The organism is Paracoccus endophyticus (assembly GCF_003286075.1).
GTDB lineage: Bacteria > Pseudomonadota > Alphaproteobacteria > Rhodobacterales > Rhodobacteraceae > Paracoccus > Paracoccus endophyticus.
This window is the reverse complement of the sequence record NZ_QLUV01000008.1, coordinates 80,739-97,239: the sequence shown is the minus strand read 5'-3', so window position 1 is coordinate 97,239 and position 16,501 is coordinate 80,739. Positions and strand designations below refer to the sequence as shown.

General features: G+C 70.8%; 14 protein-coding genes. 13 read left to right on the top strand and 1 reads right to left on the bottom strand.

Annotated elements, in window-relative coordinates; genetic code table 11:
* Positions 1–48 precede the first annotated feature (48 nt).
* From DPQ23_RS10645 to DPQ23_RS10595, 11 genes are all read left to right on the top strand, one after another.
* Entirely contained in the window at positions 49–591 is a 543-nt protein-coding gene (locus DPQ23_RS10645; RefSeq protein ID WP_420818580.1) for a 2Fe-2S iron-sulfur cluster-binding protein, read from the top strand.
* Complete coding sequence (locus DPQ23_RS10640) at positions 588–1,580, top strand: FAD binding domain-containing protein (RefSeq protein WP_112874676.1); 993 nt, start codon at positions 588–590, stop codon at positions 1,578–1,580. The genes DPQ23_RS10645 and DPQ23_RS10640 overlap by 4 nt, the downstream gene beginning before the upstream one ends.
* A complete protein-coding gene (locus DPQ23_RS10635; RefSeq protein WP_420818579.1) occupies positions 1,577–3,784 on the top strand; it encodes a molybdopterin cofactor-binding domain-containing protein in 2,208 nt (735 codons plus the stop codon). The genes DPQ23_RS10640 and DPQ23_RS10635 overlap by 4 nt, the downstream gene beginning before the upstream one ends.
* 182 nt (positions 3,785–3,966) lie before the next feature.
* A complete protein-coding gene (locus DPQ23_RS10630; protein ID WP_205961439.1) occupies positions 3,967–5,130 on the top strand; it encodes an ABC transporter substrate-binding protein in 1,164 nt (387 codons plus the stop codon).
* A 78-nt stretch (positions 5,131–5,208) separates the two neighbouring features.
* Positions 5,209–6,063 carry a branched-chain amino acid ABC transporter permease gene (locus tag DPQ23_RS10625; RefSeq protein ID WP_112874674.1) on the top strand — a complete coding sequence of 285 codons (855 nt, stop codon included), beginning with the start codon at positions 5,209–5,211 and terminating at the stop codon, positions 6,061–6,063.
* Position 6,064: 1 nt separating this feature from the next.
* Complete coding sequence (locus tag DPQ23_RS10620) at positions 6,065–7,087, top strand: branched-chain amino acid ABC transporter permease (RefSeq protein WP_112874673.1); 1,023 nt, start codon at positions 6,065–6,067, stop codon at positions 7,085–7,087.
* The gene (locus tag DPQ23_RS10615) at positions 7,084–7,836 is read left to right on the top strand and encodes an ABC transporter ATP-binding protein (RefSeq protein ID WP_112874730.1); all 753 of its coding nucleotides are present in this window, start codon (positions 7,084–7,086) and stop codon (positions 7,834–7,836) included. The genes DPQ23_RS10620 and DPQ23_RS10615 overlap by 4 nt, the downstream gene beginning before the upstream one ends.
* Positions 7,829–8,560: an ABC transporter ATP-binding protein gene (locus DPQ23_RS10610; RefSeq protein WP_112874672.1), complete on the top strand. Its 732-nt coding sequence runs from the start codon at positions 7,829–7,831 to the stop codon at positions 8,558–8,560. Before DPQ23_RS10615 ends, DPQ23_RS10610 begins: the two co-directional genes overlap by 8 nt.
* Positions 8,557–9,738 (top strand): cytochrome P450, encoded by a 1,182-nt coding sequence (locus tag DPQ23_RS10605; RefSeq protein ID WP_112874671.1) that lies wholly within the window; start codon positions 8,557–8,559, stop codon positions 9,736–9,738. The genes DPQ23_RS10610 and DPQ23_RS10605 overlap by 4 nt, the downstream gene beginning before the upstream one ends.
* A 17-nt stretch (positions 9,739–9,755) precedes the next feature.
* Positions 9,756–10,079: a 2Fe-2S iron-sulfur cluster-binding protein gene (locus DPQ23_RS10600; RefSeq protein ID WP_112874670.1), complete on the top strand. Its 324-nt coding sequence runs from the start codon at positions 9,756–9,758 to the stop codon at positions 10,077–10,079.
* 1 nt (position 10,080) lies between these two features.
* Positions 10,081–11,295 carry an NAD(P)/FAD-dependent oxidoreductase gene (locus DPQ23_RS10595; protein WP_112874669.1) on the top strand — a complete coding sequence of 405 codons (1,215 nt, stop codon included), beginning with the start codon at positions 10,081–10,083 and terminating at the stop codon, positions 11,293–11,295.
* Positions 11,296–11,456: 161 nt separating this feature from the next.
* Here the strand turns inward: DPQ23_RS10595 and DPQ23_RS10590 are convergent, their stop codons facing one another.
* Positions 11,457–12,755: a cation:proton antiporter gene (locus tag DPQ23_RS10590; protein ID WP_112874668.1), complete on the bottom strand. Its 1,299-nt coding sequence runs from the start codon at positions 12,753–12,755 to the stop codon at positions 11,457–11,459.
* Positions 12,756–13,127: 372 nt separating this feature from the next.
* On the opposite strand from DPQ23_RS10590, the gene DPQ23_RS10585 reads away from it, so the two are divergent.
* Both DPQ23_RS10585 and DPQ23_RS10580 read left to right on the top strand, forming a co-directional pair.
* A complete protein-coding gene (locus tag DPQ23_RS10585; protein WP_112874667.1) occupies positions 13,128–14,513 on the top strand; it encodes a GntP family permease in 1,386 nt (461 codons plus the stop codon).
* A 3-nt stretch (positions 14,514–14,516) separates the two neighbouring features.
* Positions 14,517–16,463 carry an acyl CoA:acetate/3-ketoacid CoA transferase gene (locus DPQ23_RS10580; protein WP_112874666.1) on the top strand — a complete coding sequence of 649 codons (1,947 nt, stop codon included), beginning with the start codon at positions 14,517–14,519 and terminating at the stop codon, positions 16,461–16,463.
* The last annotated feature ends 38 nt before the right edge of the window (positions 16,464–16,501 follow it).

Sequence of the window (16,501 nt, the reverse complement as noted above, 5' to 3'; positions counted from 1 at the left end):
CCACCCGCTTGTTCCCTGCCGACCGCCGCCGCCGCAAGGAGCCACGCCGTGCCCGCACCCACAGATCACCCGATCACCCTGACCGTCAACGGCACGGTGGAAACGCTAGTGCTGGCCGACCCGCGCGTCAGCCTGCTGGACGCGCTGCGCCAGCGGCTGGGGCTGACGGGCACCAAGAAGGGCTGCGACCATGGCCAGTGCGGCGCCTGCACGGTCATCGTCAACGGGCGGCGCATCAACAGCTGCCTGTCGCTGGCCGTGATGCACGACGGCGACGCGATCACCACGATCGAGGGGCTGGGCGCCCCCGGCGCGCTGGCGCCCTTGCAGGCGGCCTTCCTGCACCACGACGGGTTCCAGTGCGGCTATTGCACACCCGGCCAGATCATGTCCGCAACCGCCATGCTGGAGGAGCTGCGCGCCGGCTGGCCCAGCGTGGTGTCGGACGACCTGACCGCCCCGGCGCTGAGCGACGACGAGATCCGCGAACGCATGTCGGGCAACCTGTGCCGCTGTGCCGCCTATCCCAACATCGTCGCCGCCATTCGCGCGGTGGCCGACGCCGCCGCGCCCGCGGAGGATGCGGCATGAGGGCCTTTGCCTATGCCCGCGCCGCCACGCCCTCTGACGCCATCGGGGCGGACGGGCGGCTGATCGCCGGCGGCACCAACCTGCTGGACCTAATGAAGCTGGAGATCGAGACGCCCGACCGGCTGATCGACGTCAACCACATCGGCCTGGACGAGATCGCGCCCGATGGTGACGGCAACGGCGACGGGCTGCGCATCGGGGCGATGGTCCGCAACGCCGACCTGGCCGCCGACGACCGGGTGCGGCGCGACTGGCCGTTGCTGTCGCGGGCGCTGCTGGCGGGGGCCAGCGGGCAGATCCGCAACCGTGCGACGACCGGCGGCAACCTGATGCAGCGCACGCGCTGCCCGTATTTCTATGACCTGGCCGCCGCCTGCAACAAGCGCGACCCCGGCACCGGCTGCGACGCGCTGGCCGGCCGCAACCGCAACCATGCGATCCTGGGCGCGTCGGACCATTGCATCGCCACCTATCCCGGCGACATGGCGGTGGCGCTGGCCGCGCTGGACGCCGTGGTCGAGATCGAGGGCGCGGCCGGGACCCGCCGCGTTCCCGTGGCCGCGTTCCACCGCCTGCCCGGCGACACCCCCCAGCGCGACACGGTGCTGGAACCGGGCGAGCTGATCCGCGCGGTCACGCTGCCCGCGCCCACGGGCGGGCGGCAGGTCTATCGCAAGGTGCGCGACCGGCGGTCCTATGCGTTCGCGCTGGTGTCGGTCGCGGCGGACGTCACCGTCGCGGACGGCGCGATCACCCGCGCGGCGCTGGCCCTGGGCGGCGTTGCCCACCGGCCCTGGCGCGACCCGGACGCCGACGCGCTGCTGGTCGGCCGCGCCCCCGATGGGGCCGCTTTCGCCGCCGTCGCCGATGCCATCCTGCGGGGGGCGCGCGGGCACGGCGACAACGACTTCAAGATCCCGCTCGCCCGTCGCACGCTGATCGCGGCGCTGGCCGAGGCCACCGGAACCGACGTGAGGACCGCCGCATGAGCGCCCCGATCGAGCTGAAGCTGCACCACACGATGGACCGCCCCGACAGCGACAACCTGCTGGACCGGACGGCGCAAGGCGTCATCTCGGCGCCCCTCGACCGCCCCGAGGGGCCGCTGAAGGTGACGGGACGGGCCACCTATGCCGACGAGGATCACCCTGACGGCACCGTCCACGGCGTGCTGGCCCGCGCCAGCGTCGCCCGCGGCTGGGTCGTCGGCATGAACACCGCCGAGGTGCGGGCGATGCCGGGCGTGCTGGACGTGATCCGCGACCCCCGCCTGCTGCGCAGCCCCGCGCAGGGCCAGGCCAGCCGCGCCCCGGTGCAGAACCCGGCCGAGATCTTTTACGTGGGCCAGCCGGTCGCCCTTGTCGTGGCCGAGACGCTGGAACAGGCGCGCCACGCGGCCCTTGCGATCCGCCCCGATTATGAGGCGCGCGAGCCGGTCGCCACGGCGGATGGCCAGCCCTGCGAGACCCCGCCCGCCAAGCAGGCCACGCAGGGCGACCTGGACGCGGCCATGACCGCCGCCGCGCACCGCATCGACGTCACCTACACGACCCCCGCCATGAGCCATGCGGCGATGGAACCCCACGCCGCCGTGGCATCGTGGGACGGCGACCGCCTGACGGTGCGGTCGTCCAACCAGATGCTCAAGCACAACGTCGCCGAACTGGCCGATGCGCTGGGCATACGGCCGGGCAACGTCCGCATCCTGTCGCAGTATGTCGGCGGCGGGTTCGGCGGCAAGCTGGGCATCTCGCACGAGGCCGTGGCGGCCGCCATCGCCGCCCGGCGGCTGGGCCGGCCGGTGTCGGTGGCCCTGCACCGCCGCACCGTGTTCGAGGCGACGATGCGCCGGTCGGAAACCCGCCAGCGCGTCCGTCTGGCCTGCGACGCGGACGGACGGCTGACCGGCGTGGGCCACGAGGCCTGGGTGTCCAACCTCAAGGGAGAGCGTTTCTCGGAACCGGTGACGCAGGCCACGCCCTTTACCTATGCCGGCGAGAACCGCGTCATCGGCCACCACGTCGCGCGGGTGAACCAGACCACCGCGGGGTCCATGCGCGCCCCCGGCGAGGCGGTGGGCGTGCCGGTCCTGGAATGCGCCATGGACGAGCTGGCCGAGGCCGCGGGCATCGACCCCGTCGAGCTGCGGATCCGCAACATCCCGTCTGAGGACCCCTCGACCGGCAAGCCCTTTTCGTCCAACCGGCTGGAGGATTGCCTGCGCGCGGGCGCCGAGGCGTTCGGATGGGCCGACCGCAGGCTCACGGGCCAGCGGCGCGAGGGGGAATGGCTGATCGGGATGGGCATGGCGTCGGCCGTGCGCGTCAACATGCTGGAGACGTCCGAGGCGACCGTCATCCTGCTGGCCGACGGCACCGCGCGGGTGGAAACCGACATGACCGACATCGGCACCGGCAGCTATGCGATCCTGACCCAGATCGCGGCCGAGGCGCTGGGCCTGCCGATGGACCGGGTGACGACGGTGCTGGGCGACAGCGACCTGCCGCCCGCGTCGGGGTCGGGCGGGTCGTTCGGCGCGGCCTCGGCCGGCAGCGCGGTGATGCTGGCGGCGCAGGCGATCCGCACGCAACTGGCCAGGCGGCTGGGCTGCGACGAGGCCGAGCTGACGCTGAAGGACGGCGCGGCCATCGCGGGCAACCGGATGACGCCGCTGACCGAGGTGCTGGCCGGCGACGTGCTGAAGGGCAACGGGCTGATCAAGCCCGGCAAGACCGAAAAGACCGTCCGCCAGGCCACCTGGGGCGCGCAGTTCGCAGAAGTTGCGGTCAGCGCCCTGACCGGCGAGGTCCGGCTGCGCCGGTTGGCCGCGACCTTCGCCTGCGGGCGCATCCTGAACGAAAAGACCGCGCGGTCGCAGTGCCTTGGCGGCATGGCGTTCGGCATCGGCTCGGCCCTGACCGAAGAGGTGATGAACGACCCCCGCGACGGGCATTTCGTCAACCGCGACATGGCGGAATACCACATCCCCGCGAACCTGGACGTGCCCGAGATGACGGTGACGTTCCTGCCCGACCGCGATCCGCACGCAAATCCGATGCAGGCCAAGGGCATCGGCGAACTGGCCTGCTGCGGCACCGCGGGCGCCATCATGAACGCAATCCACAACGCGACCGGCATCCGCGTGCGCGACTTTCCGGCGACCGTGGACAAGCTGCTGGACCGGCTGCCCTAGGCAGGGCGCCCGTCCAGTCTTCTGACGTCTCGTGCCGTTCTTCTGCATGATGGGGTTCGGTGACTGTCCCCCCCTTTTCCCTTTACTCGGTCGCGGCGGTTACCCAACACTGCGACCCGGTGGACGCGCCGACGCGCAGCGCCAGGGGTGGAGGGGACGACATGGCAATGACAAGACGGTCGATGATCACGGCTGCGATCCTGGCGGCGGGAACCGCGCTGACGGGGGCCGCAAGCTGGGCGCAGGACGCGGCACCGTTCAAGATCGGCCTCATCCTGCCGATGACCGGGCCCTTCGCCTCGACCGGGCGCCAGATCGAGACGGCCGCGCGGCTTTACATGGCCGAGCACGGCGACACCGTCGCCGGCCGCAAGATCGAACTGATCGTCCAGGACGACGCGGGCACCGCCGACACGACCAAGCGCATCGCGCAGGAGATGATCGTCACCGACAAGGTCGGCGTGCTGGCGGGCTTTGGCCTGACGCCGCTGGCCCTGGCGGTGGCGCCGCTTGCGGCGCGGGGCAAGACACCGGCCGTCGTGATGGCGGCGGCCACCTCGGCGGTGACCGAGGCCTCGCCCTACATGGTCCGCACCAGCTACACGACGCCGCAGGTGACATCGAAGATCGCCGAGTGGGCGGCCAGCGACGGCATCAAGAGCGTCGTGACGGTCGTGTCGGATTACGGCCCCGGCATCGACGCCGAAAAGACCTTTGTCGAGGGCTTCACCGCGGCGGGCGGCGAGATCCTCGATACCCTGCGGATGCCGCTGCAGAACCCCGATGCCTCGCCGTTCCTGCAGAAGGTCGCGGACCGCAAGCCGGACGCGATCTTCGTGTTCCTGCCCTCGGGCGCCGCGGCCCCGTTCATGAAGCAGTTCGTCGAGCGCGGGCTGGACACGTCGGGCATCCGCCTGATCGGCGACGGGGGGCTGACCGACGACGACATCCTGAACGGCATGGGCACCGCGGCCCTTGGCGCGATCACCGGGTTCCATTACTCGGCCGCCCACGACAGCGCCGCCAACAAGGCCTTTGTCGAGGGCTACGGCACGCTCGGCAAGGGGGGCCGGCCGAACTTCATGGCGGCGGGCGGGTATGACGGCATGCACCTGATCTATGCGGCGCTGGAAAAGGCCGGGGCGGACGCCGACGGCGAGGCGCTGATCGAAGCCATGAAGGGCCAGTCGTGGGAAAGCCCGCGCGGCCCCGTGACCATCGACCCCGAGACCCGCGACATCGTCCAGAACGTCTACATGCGCCGGGTCGAGGAAAAGGACGGCGCGTTGTGGAACATCGAGTTCAAGACCTATGAGGCGGTGAGGGACCCGGCCCACGGCAAATAGGTCGCGGCGCCCCCTGTCGATGCGGGCAGGGCACGCGGGGCCGCAAGGCCGGACACGGACTGCGCCAGAGGAGCAGGAATGCTGACGATCCTGATCGACGGAATAGCCTACGGGATGCTGCTGTTCGTCCTGTCGGTGGGACTGTCGGTGACGATGGGGCTGATGAACTTCGTGAACCTGGCCCATGGCGCCTTTGCGCTGGTGGGGGGCTATGTGACGGCGCTGCTGATGAACCGCGCGGGCGTGCCCTTCCTTGCCACCCTGCCCTTTGCCTTCCTGATCCCGGCCGCGCTGGGGGCGGTGCTGGAACGCACGATCTACAAGCCCCTCTACAGCCGCAGCCACCTGGACCAGGTGCTGTTCTCGATCGGCCTCGTCTTCATGACGGTCGCCGCCACCGACTTTCTGGTGGGGTCCGAGCAGCAATTGATCCAGTTGCCGACCTGGTTGCAGGGCCGCTTCGACCTGGGCGGGGTGGCGGTCGGGCGATACCGGCTGTTCCTGATCGTGATCTGCGCGCTGCTGGTCGTGGGCCTGCAATACGTGCTGTCGCGGACCCGCTTTGGCAGCCGCCTGCGCGCGGCCGTGGACGACCAGCGGGTGGCGCGGGGCCTGGGCATCGACGTGGGCACGATCTTCGCCGTGACCTTTGCCGTGGGGTCGGGCCTCGCGGGCCTCGGCGGCGCGCTGGGGGTCGAGTTGCTGGGGATGGAGCCGACCTTCCCGCTGCGCTTCATGGTCTATTTCCTGATCGTCGTGACCATCGGCGGCACGGACAGCCTGACGGGTCCGTTCCTGGCGGCGCTGATCATCGGCGTGGCCGACGTGGCGGGCAAATACTACGTGCCGCAGGTCGGGGCCTTCCTGATCTATGCGCTGATGATCGTCATCCTGGTCCTGCGCCCGCAGGGCCTGCTGGCACGGGGGCGCTGACATGACCGCGACCGACGACCGCGCGGACGCGCCCGCCGCCTCGATCGAGGACCGCGCGCTGGCGCTGCTGGCCCGGACGCGGCGCTGGCACTGGGCCGAGGCGGCGTTCTGGCTGGGGGCCGCGGCCAGCTTTGCCCTTTTGCCCGACAGCCACCTGCTGCTGACCGAGATCGCGATCCTGGGGCTGTTCGCGTTGTCGCTGGACCTGATCCTGGGCTATGCGGGCGTTGTCTCGCTGGGCCACGGCGCCTTCTTCGGGCTGGGCGCCTATGTCGCGGGCCTGACCTCGATCCACCTGACGGCCGAGCCGCTGACCGGGCTGCTGCTGGCGGGGGTTGCGGCGGGCCTGCTGGGGGCGCTGACCGCGCCCCTGCTGCTGCGCCGCGCGACGGACCTGACGCGGCTGATGGTGACGCTGGGCGTGGCCATGCTGCTGTACGAGGCGGCCAACAGGATGGCCTGGCTGACGGGCGGGGCGGACGGGCTGCAGGGGGTCATGATCGACCCGATCCTCGGGCGGTTCGAGTTCGACCTGATGGGGCGCACCGGCTATGCCTACAGCCTGGTCGTGCTGTTCGTCCTGTTCCTGTTCGCGCGCCGGGTCGTGACCTCGCCTTTCGGCATGTCGCTGCGGGCGATCCGCGGCAACAGCCTGCGCGCGGCGACCGTGGGCGTCCCGGTCGGGCGCCGGATCATCGCGATCTACACCATGGCCGCGGTCTATGCCGGCATCGCGGGCGCGCTGCTGACGCAGACGACGATGTTCGTGTCGCTGGACGTGGTGGCGTTTCACCGCTCGGCCGACGTGCTGCTGGTGCTGGTGCTGGGGGGCATCGGCTATCTTTACGGCGGGCTGGTCGGGGCGCTGGTGTTCAAGCTGCTGCAGGACGGGCTGTCGGCCATCACGCCGCAGTACTGGCAGTTCTGGATCGGCCTGATCCTTGTGGTGCTGGTGCTGATCGGGCGCGACCGGGTGCCCGCCCTGTGGCGCCGCGCCGTCCGCCGGGGCGGGGCCGGGGCATGAGCGCGGCGCTGCAGACCATCGGCCTGCACAAGTGCTTCGGCGGGCTGGTGGCCACGAACGACGTGACCCTGACCCTGGCCCACGGGGCGCGCCACGCGCTGATCGGGCCCAACGGCGCGGGAAAGACGACCTTCGTCAACCAGCTGACCGGCGTGCTGGCCCCCGACGCGGGGCAGGTGCTGCTGGGCGGCATCGACATCACGCGCCTGGGCCGGACCCAGCGGGTGCGCCTGGGACTGGGCCGGACGTTCCAGATCAACCAGCTGTTCGGCGACCTGACGCCCGTCGAATCCATCGGGCTGGCGGTCAGCGAGCGGATGCGGGGGGGCGGCGACTTCTGGCGCGGCCTCGGCACCCGGCGCGACATCGCCCGCGAGATCGCCGAACTGATCGAGCGTTTCGGCCTGGGCGACGTGATGGCCTTGCCGACGCGCGATCTGTCCTATGGCAAGCAGCGCCTGCTGGAGATCGCGATCGCGCTGGCGGGCGCCCCGCGCGTGCTGCTGCTGGACGAGCCCGCGGCCGGCGTCCCCGAGGCCGAGCGGCAGGACCTGCTCGACACGCTGGGACGGCTGCCCAGGGATGTCTCGATCCTGCTGATCGAGCACGACATGGACCTTGTGTTCTCGTTTGCCGACCGCATCTCGGTGCTGGTCAACGGCGGGCTGTTCGCGGAGGGCACGGTGGCCGAGATCATGGCCCATCCCGGGGTGCGGGCGGTCTATCTGGGGGGCGACGAGCATGGCTGAGCTGCTGCGCCTGACCGGGCTGCGCGCGGGGCACGGCGACGCCCAGGTGATCCCCGACCTGACCCTGTCGCTGCGCGAGGGCGAGGCTCTGGCCGTGCTGGGCCGCAACGGCGTGGGCAAGACCACGCTGCTGGACAGCATCGTGGGCGTCACGCGGCGCTTTGGCGGCACGATCCAGTTCGGCGGGCAGGACATCACCGCCCTGTCGCCCGAACGCCGGGCCCGCGCCGGCATCGGCTGGGTCCCGCAGGAACGCAACATCTTCAGGTCGCTGACGATCGAGGAAAACCTGACCGCCACCGCCCGGCCCGGCCCGTGGACGCTGGACCGCGTCTACGCCATGTTCCCGCGCCTGCGGGAGCGGCGGTCCAACATGGGCAACCAGCTGTCGGGGGGCGAGCAGCAGATGCTGGCCATCGGCCGGGCGCTGATGCTGAATCCGCGGCTTCTGCTGCTGGACGAGCCGACCGAGGGGCTTGCCCCGATCATCGTCGAGGCGCTGCTGGAGGCGGTGACGGCCATCGGCCGCGAGGGCGTGGCCACGATGATCGTCGAGCAGCACGCCCGCAAGATCCTGACGATCACCGACCGCGCCATCATCCTGGACCGCGGCCGTATCGTCCACGAGGCCGACAGCGCCACGCTGCTGGCCCAGCCGGCCGCGATGGAGGCCCACCTGGGCGTCATCGCCAGGGACGCCCCTGCAACTGGAGGGATGCCATGACCGCCCCGCTTGCCCCGATCGACGAGACGATCACCATCGACCAGCTTCACCTCGACCCCTATCCGATCTATCGGCGCTTGCGGGCCGAGGCGCCGGTGCTGCGGGTCAAGGCTGTCGGCCGGACCTTCCTGACCAAGGCCGCCGACGCGAAATACGTCAAGGACACGCCCGCGCTGTTCAGCTCGGACGACCCCCGGACGCCGATGAAGCCCGCCTTCCAGGCCCATACGCTGATGCGCAAGGACGGGCCCGAGCATCTGGCCGAGCGGATGGCCATGGCCCCCGCGCTGATGCCCAAGACCATCGAGACGGTCTGGGCCCCGCTCTATCGCCAGTTCGCGTCCGACTACATGGACCGGCTGCCGACGGACGGGATCGTCGATCTGCACAGGGACCTGGCGGGTCCGATCGCGGCGCGCATCCTGGCCCATATCCTCGGCATCCCCGAGGCCAGCGACGAGGACATGCAGGAATGGTCCGAGGCGCTGATCCACGGCGCCGGCAACTTCGGCTGGCGGCCCGAGCCGTTCGAGCGGTCGGACCGCGCCAACGCCGAGATGAACGCGCTGCTTGACCGCGCGATCGAGCGGGTGCGCGCCGAACCCGACGCCTCGGCGCTGTCGGTCATGGTGAACGCGGCGGACCCGATCCCGCTGAGCCAGATCGTCGCCAACATCAAGATCGCCATCGGCGGCGGCATCAACGAGCCGCGCGACGCGCTGTCCACCATCGTCTATGGACTGCTGACCAACCCCGACCAGCTGGAGGAGGTGCGCGCCAGGGGCGCCTGGGGCACCGCCTTTGAAGAAGGAATCCGCTGGGTCGCGCCGATCCAGGCCAGCTCGCGCCGCGCGCTTGAGGATGTCGAGATCCGCGGCTGCCTGATTCCCAGGGGCGACACGGTGATGACTATCCAGGCGTCCGGGAACCGCGACGAGGAGCTTTACGAGGACGGCGAGACCTTCCACGTCTTCCGCCCCAGGAACAACCATCTGTCGTTCGGCAGCGGCCCCCACCACTGCGCCGGCAGCCATGTCGCGCGCCGCACCGTGGGCAAGATCCTGCTGGAGATGCTGTTCACGCGCTTTCCCGCGATGAGCCTGCCCGACCCCTCTGCCGTGCAATGGCGCGGCTTCGGCTTTCGCGGGCCGATCAACCTGCCCGTCCGCCTGACCTGATCCAAGGACCAACGCCCATGCCCCATGTCACCTATGTCGCCGCCGACGGCACCCGCACCACCCTCGACGCGGCCGAAGGCGCCAGCGTGATGGAAACCGCGGTCCGGAACGACGTGGGCGGCATCATCGGCGAATGCGGCGGCGCGATGATGTGCGCGACCTGCCACTGCTATGTCGATGACGCCTGGACGGCAAGGACCGGCCCCCGCAAGGACGGAGAGATGGACCTGCTGGACTGCGCCGCCTCGCCGGTGACGGACGCCAGCCGCCTGTCGTGCCAGATCAGGATGACGCAGGACCTTGACGGCCTTGTCGTCCACCTGCCCGAGGCGCAGGTCTGAGATGAGCGGCCGTGTCGTGATCGTGGGCGCAGGCCAGGCGGGGTTGCAGGTCGCGTCCAGCCTGCGCCAGGACGGGTTCGCGGGGTCCATCACCCTGATCGGGGACGAGCCCGGCCTGCCCTATCAGCGCCCGCCCCTGTCCAAGGCCTACATGAAGGACGGCGATGCGGCGCGGCTGGCGCTGAAGCCCGACAGCTTCTTTGCGCGCGCCGACATCACCTATCGGCCGATGACCCGCGTCTCGGCCATCGACCGCCTTGCGGCCGAGGTGGTGCTGGACGGTGGCGAACGCCTTGGCTTTGACCATCTTGTCCTTGCGACCGGGGCGCGCACCATCCGCCCGCCCCTGGACGGGCTGGACCTGCCCGGCGTGCACGAACTGCGCGGCCTGGCTGACGCCCGCCGCCTGCGCGACGCGATGGCGCAGGCGCGCCGCGCGGTGGTGATCGGCGGGGGGTTCATCGGGCTCGAGTTCGCCTCGGTCGCCCGCGCCGCGGGGCTGGAGGTCACGGTCCTCGAGGCCGCGGACCGGCTGATGGGCCGGTCCATCACGGGCGCGATGTCGGCCCGCTTTCTGGCCGCCCATGTCGCGGACGGCGTGGACGTCCGGCTGGGCGCCCGCGCGCTTGCCATCCTGGGCACCGACCGCGTCGAGGGGGTTGCGCTGGACAGCGGCGTCGTGCCGGCGGACCTGGTGCTGGTGGCGACCGGCGTGCGGCCGAATTCGGAACTGGCCGAGGCGGCGGGACTGGCGGTGGCGAACGGGATCGTCGTGGACGCCGACCTGCGCACCGAGGACCCCCGCATCTTCGCGATCGGCGACTGCGCGAACTTTCCCAGCGGACAGGAACGCATCCGCCTGGAATCGGTGCAGGCCGCGACCGACCACGCCCGCCATGTCGCCCGCGCGATCATGGGGGCCCCGGCCGCCCCCTATGCCGCGCTGCCGTGGTTCTGGTCGGATCAGGGGGCGTTGAAGCTGCAGATCGCGGGCCTGTCCACCGGAGCCGACGAGATCATCGCGCAGAGCGACGAGGACGGCGCCGTCCATTCGGTCTTTGCCTTTCGCGACGACCGGCTGATCGCGGTCGAGACCGTCAACCGGCCCGGCGTGCACATCGCGGCGCGCAAGCTGCTGGGCGCCGGGGTGGCGGTCACGCCCGCCGCGCTGATTGCGGCGGGACACGACCTCAAGGCGCTGCTGCCGCCAGCCTGAGGGGCAGGCGGTCCAGCGCGCGAACCGCGTTGTCGGGCCGCCAGACCGCCTCGCCGTCCAGCGGGATTCCCGCGCTCTCGGTGTCTGTCGCTTCGGCATCCGCCTGCCGGCCTTGTGGCAGGACGGCTGACCGACCGCGGCGGCGGGCCTGCCCGGCCGCGTCAGGGAACGCGCTCGACCGGGGTCCCCTGCTCGGCGTCGTTCAGCTGCGCCATGATGTGGGGCGCCGCGAAGCCGTGGAAGACGATCGAGATCAGGACGATCAGGGTCATCACCGCCCACAGTTCGCGCCCCATCTCGACCGAGAAGGGCGCGTGCCCCAGCCCATAGGCCATGTAATAGACCGACCCCACGCCGCGGATGCCCAGCACGCTGACGGCCGCCCGCGACCGCCGCGTCAGCCCGGCGCCCGCCAGCGCGACCCAGCCCGCCGCCGGACGCACGACCAGCAGGAACAGCGCGGCGACAAGCCCCCCGGTCCAGCCCAGCGGGCGCAGCAGCCCCTGCCCCACCGCCATCCCCAGGACGAACATCACCATGATCAGGCCCATCACCTCGATCTGCTCGACGAAATGGTGCAGGTCCGAGTGCAGCCTGTGGCGCACCTCGATCTGGCGAAAGGTGACGGCGGCGACGAAGACGGCAAGGAAGCCGTAGCCCTCGGCCATCTCGGCCAGCCCATAGGACGCCAGCATCAGTCCCAGCCCCAGGAACGCATCCGCGACGCTGCCGCCGGGCGCCACGCGAAAGACCAGCCAGGCGGTTGCGCCGCCGACCGCCAGCCCGGCCGCCAGCCCGGCCGCCGTGCGCCACAGCACGTCATGGACCAGCCAGTCCTGAAGCACCGCCAGGCTGAATCGGCCCGTGTCGCCCGGCAGGGCGCTTTCCGCCGCAAAGGCCGCCGCTGCGGCCAGCGCCAGATGGACGAAGGGAAACGCCAGGGCGTCGTTCAGCCCTGCCTCGGACGTCAGGGCGAAGCGCGCCTCGTCGCCGTCGCCCTGGCCGGGCGGGCCGACCTGAACGGACGCGGCCAGCACCGGGTCGGTCGGCGCCATGGCCGCGCCCAGCAGCAGCGCCGCGGCCAGCGGCAGACCCATGATCCCCCACCCCAGCAGCGTCACGCCGGCGATGCACAGCGGCATGGTGATCGCCAGCAGCCGCCAGGTCGTTCCCCAGCTGCGCCACCCCGGCGCCCGGTCGATCTTGAGCCCGCAGCCGGTCAGCGACAGCAGCACCACCAGTTCCGTGGCATGGGTGATGACCGTGCCGCCGTCGATCACGTCGACCAACGGCAGGTCCAGGAAGAACCCGATGCCGATCCCGCCCAGCACGCACCCGATCGGCAGCGTCATCAGCCGGGGCAGCCGGTAATGCGCGACGATCGGCGGCACCAGCGCGGCGATCAGGATGCCCGCGCCCAGCAGGACCAGAAACAGGGGATAGGTCAGGTCGGCTTGCATGCCAGCTCCGATCGGGCAACGGGCCGGCACGGGGAAACGCCTGGTGGCCCTGGGACCAATCACCGGACGGTGCAAGACGTTCCCGTCCGGCCTGTCGAATCTTGGAGCAGGCAGGCGCGGGGGCGCCGCGCCGGGGGCTGACGGCCTTCTGGGGAGGCCGCAAGGATCGTCCGTCGCGGTGGGGCGGGCCCCGACGACGGGCGGCAAGCGACAGACGCCCTGCGGGATCACCCGCGGTCCAGGGCACCGCGGCCCTGTGATCGCGCGACGACGCACCCGGTCGCGGTCCCGCCCGCCCGGGAGGAACGCGCTTGCCAAATCTTGCGCCGCTCTGCACCTTTCGGTCACGATCAACCAGAAGGACTGACGGACATGGGCCTTTTCGGCATTCTGCTCTCTCTGGCGCTGCTGATGTATCTCGCCTATCGCGGGATCAACGTGCTGATCCTTGCGCCGCTGCTGGCCCTGCTGGCCGTGCTGATGGCGGGCGATCTGCCGATCCTTGCCACCTATACCCAGATCTTCATGAAGTCGCTGGGCGGCTATGTGATCACCTATTTCCCGCTGTTCCTGCTGGGGGCGATCTTCGGCAAGGTCATGGCCGACAGCGGCGCCGCCCGCACCATCGCCGAGCAGATCGTCGAACGTGTCGGCGCCCACCGCGCCATCCTGGCCGTGGTGCTGGCCTGCGGCGTGCTGACCTATGGGGGCGTGTCGCTGTTCGTCGTGGCCTTTGCCATCTACCCCATTGCCAACGCCCTGTTCCGCAGCGCCGGCGTGCCCAAGCGCCTGCTGCCCGCGGCGATCGCGCTGGGCTCCTTCACCTTTACCATGACCGCCTTTCCCGGCACCCCGGCGATCCAGAACGCGATCCCGATGCCCTTTTTCGGCACCAACGTCTTTGCCGCCCCGATCCTGGGCACGGTCGCGGGCCTGATCATGCTGGGCGGCGGCGTGCTGTGGCTGAACCGCCGCTCGGCCGCGGCCCACGCCCGGTCCGAGGGCTATGGCCAGCACGAGCGCACCGCCGCCGACAGCTCGCTGCCCGAGGACATGGACCTGCCCGGCTTCTGGGTGGCGATCCTGCCCGTGATCTCGGTCATCGCGCTGAACGCGCTGTTCACCTATGTCATCATCCCGCAGATGAACGCGACCTACCTTGCCGATCCGAAATACGGCGCGACCTCGCTGCAATCGGTGGCCGGCATCTGGGCGATCATCGGGGCGCTGGTCGTGTCCATCGTGCTGGCCATCGGGCTGAACTGGCGCCGGTTCACCAACCTGACCGACAGCATCAACAGCGGCACCATGGGCTCGCTGCTGCCGATCTTCAACACGGCGTCCGAGGTGGGCTATGGCGCGGTGATCGCCTCGCTGCCCGCCTTCGCCATCATCCGCGACGCGGTGCTGGGGCTGTTCCCGACGAACCCCGTCGCCTCGCTGGCCGTCGCCGTGAACGTGCTGGCGGGGATCACCGGCTCGGCCTCGGGCGGGATGTCCATCGCGCTGCAGGCGCTGGGCGAGCAGTTCGCGACGATGGCGCGCGAACAGGGCATCAGCATGGAGCTGATGCACCGCGTCACGGCGCTGTCCTCGGGCGGCTTCGACGCGCTGCCCCACAACGGCGCCGTCATCACCCTGCTGGCGATCACCGGGCTGACCCACAAGAAAAGCTACGGCGACATCTTCGTGGTGTCCGTGGCGATCCCGGTCCTGGCCACGATCGTCGTCATCATCCTCGGCTCGCTGGGGCTTTGAACCATGCCCAACAAGATCGTTCCCGCCCGCGATGCCGCAGCCCTGGTGCATTCGGGCGACACCGTCACCACCTCGGGCTTCGTCGGCGCGGGGGTCCCGGACGGGCTGCTCAAGGCGCTGGGCGACCGCTTCGCCGAGGAAGGCAACCCGCGCGACCTGACGCTGCTGTTCGCCGCCGGTCAGGGCGACGGCAAGGGCCGGGGGCTGGACCGGCTGGCGGCGCCGGGGCTGGTGCGGCGGATCATCGGTGGCCACTGGGGTCTGATCCCGCAGTTGGGCGCGCGGGCGCTGGCGGGCGAGATCGAGGGCTGGAACTTTCCGCAGGGCGTGATCTCGCATCTCTATCGCGACATCGCCGCGGGCAAGCCCGGCACCATCAGCCATGTGGGGCTGGAAACCTTTGTCGATCCGCGCCTTGGCGGCGGCCGCATCAGCGCCGCCGCCAAAGAGGATCTGGTCGAGCTTGTCACCATCGGCGGCGTCGAGCGGCTGTTCTTCAAGGCCATGCCGATCCATGTGGCCTTGCTGCGCGGATCGACCGCCGACCAGCGCGGCAACATCACCATGGAGCGCGAGGCCCTGATCCTCGACAACCTCGCGCAGGCCATGGCGGCGCGGAACTCGGGCGGGGTCGTGATCGTGCAGGTGGACGAGGTGGTGGCCGCGGGCACCCTGCCCGCGCGCGACGTGGTGATCCCCGGCGCGCTGGTCGATGCCGTGGTCCTGGCGCCCGCGGAGCTGCATCCGCAGACCTATGCCACGCAGTACAACCGCTTCTACACCGGCCGCTATCGCGCGCCGATGGGCGGGGCGGCACCCCTGCCGCTGACCGACCGCAAGATCATCGCCCGCCGCGCGGCCTTCGAGCTGCCGGTGGGCGGCGTCGTGAACCTGGGGATCGGCATGCCCGAGGGGGTCGCGGCGGTCGCAGCTGAGGAGGGGTTGCTGGACCATGTGACCCTGACCGCCGAACCGGGGGTGATCGGCGGCCAGCCGGCATCCGGCCTCGATTTCGGCGCGGCGGTCAACACCGACGCGATCATCGCCCAGAACCAGCAGTTCGACTTCTACGACGGCGGCGGGCTGGACCTTGCCTGCCTGGGGATGGCCGAGGTGGACGGCACGGGCAACGTGAACGTCAGCCGCTTCGGCCCCAAGCTGGCGGGCTCGGGCGGCTTCATCAACATCAGCCAGAACGCGCGGCACCTGGTGTTCGCCGGCACCTTCACCGCGGGCGGCCTGTCCGTGCAGGCGGCCGAGGGCCGGCTGCGGATCGCGGTCGAGGGCCGCGCCCGCAAGTTCGGCGCGTCGGTCGAGCAGGTCACATTCTCGGGCGCCCGCGCCGCCCGGCTGGGGCAGCCGGTGCTGTACGTCACGGAACGCTGCGTGTTCCGGCTGGAACCGGCCGGCCTGCGCCTGACCGAGGTCGCGCCCGGCATCGACGTGCAGCGCGACATCCTCGACCACATGGGGTTCACCCCCCTGCTGGACGACGTGGCGCCCATGGACCCGCGCATCTTCACCGACGCGCCCATGGGGCTGAAGGACGACCTGCTGACCATCCCGCTGGAACGGCGGATCGTCTGGGACGCGGCCAAGGAGATCCTGTTCATCAACCTGTCGCGCCTGGCGGTCCGCAGCCTGGCGGATGTCGAGGCGATCCGCCAGCGGGTGAACGGGGTGGTCGGTCCGCTGGGGCGGCGCGTGGACGTGGTGGTCAACTACGACCAGTTCCACATCGCCGAGCCGGTCGAGCGCGCCTGGTCCGAGATGGTCGATGACCTGGAAACACGGCATTACGGCCATGTCTCGCGCTATTCGACCTCGGCCTTTCTGCGCCGCCGCCTTGGACAGACGCTGGAACGCCGCCGCCGCCCCACGATCCATGACAGCGAGCATGCCGCCCAGGCGGCGCTGCGCCGCGCGGCACACGATCCCGCAGACGAGTGACGGGCCCGGTGCCGGGTGCGACCAGCCCCGCAGGCTGG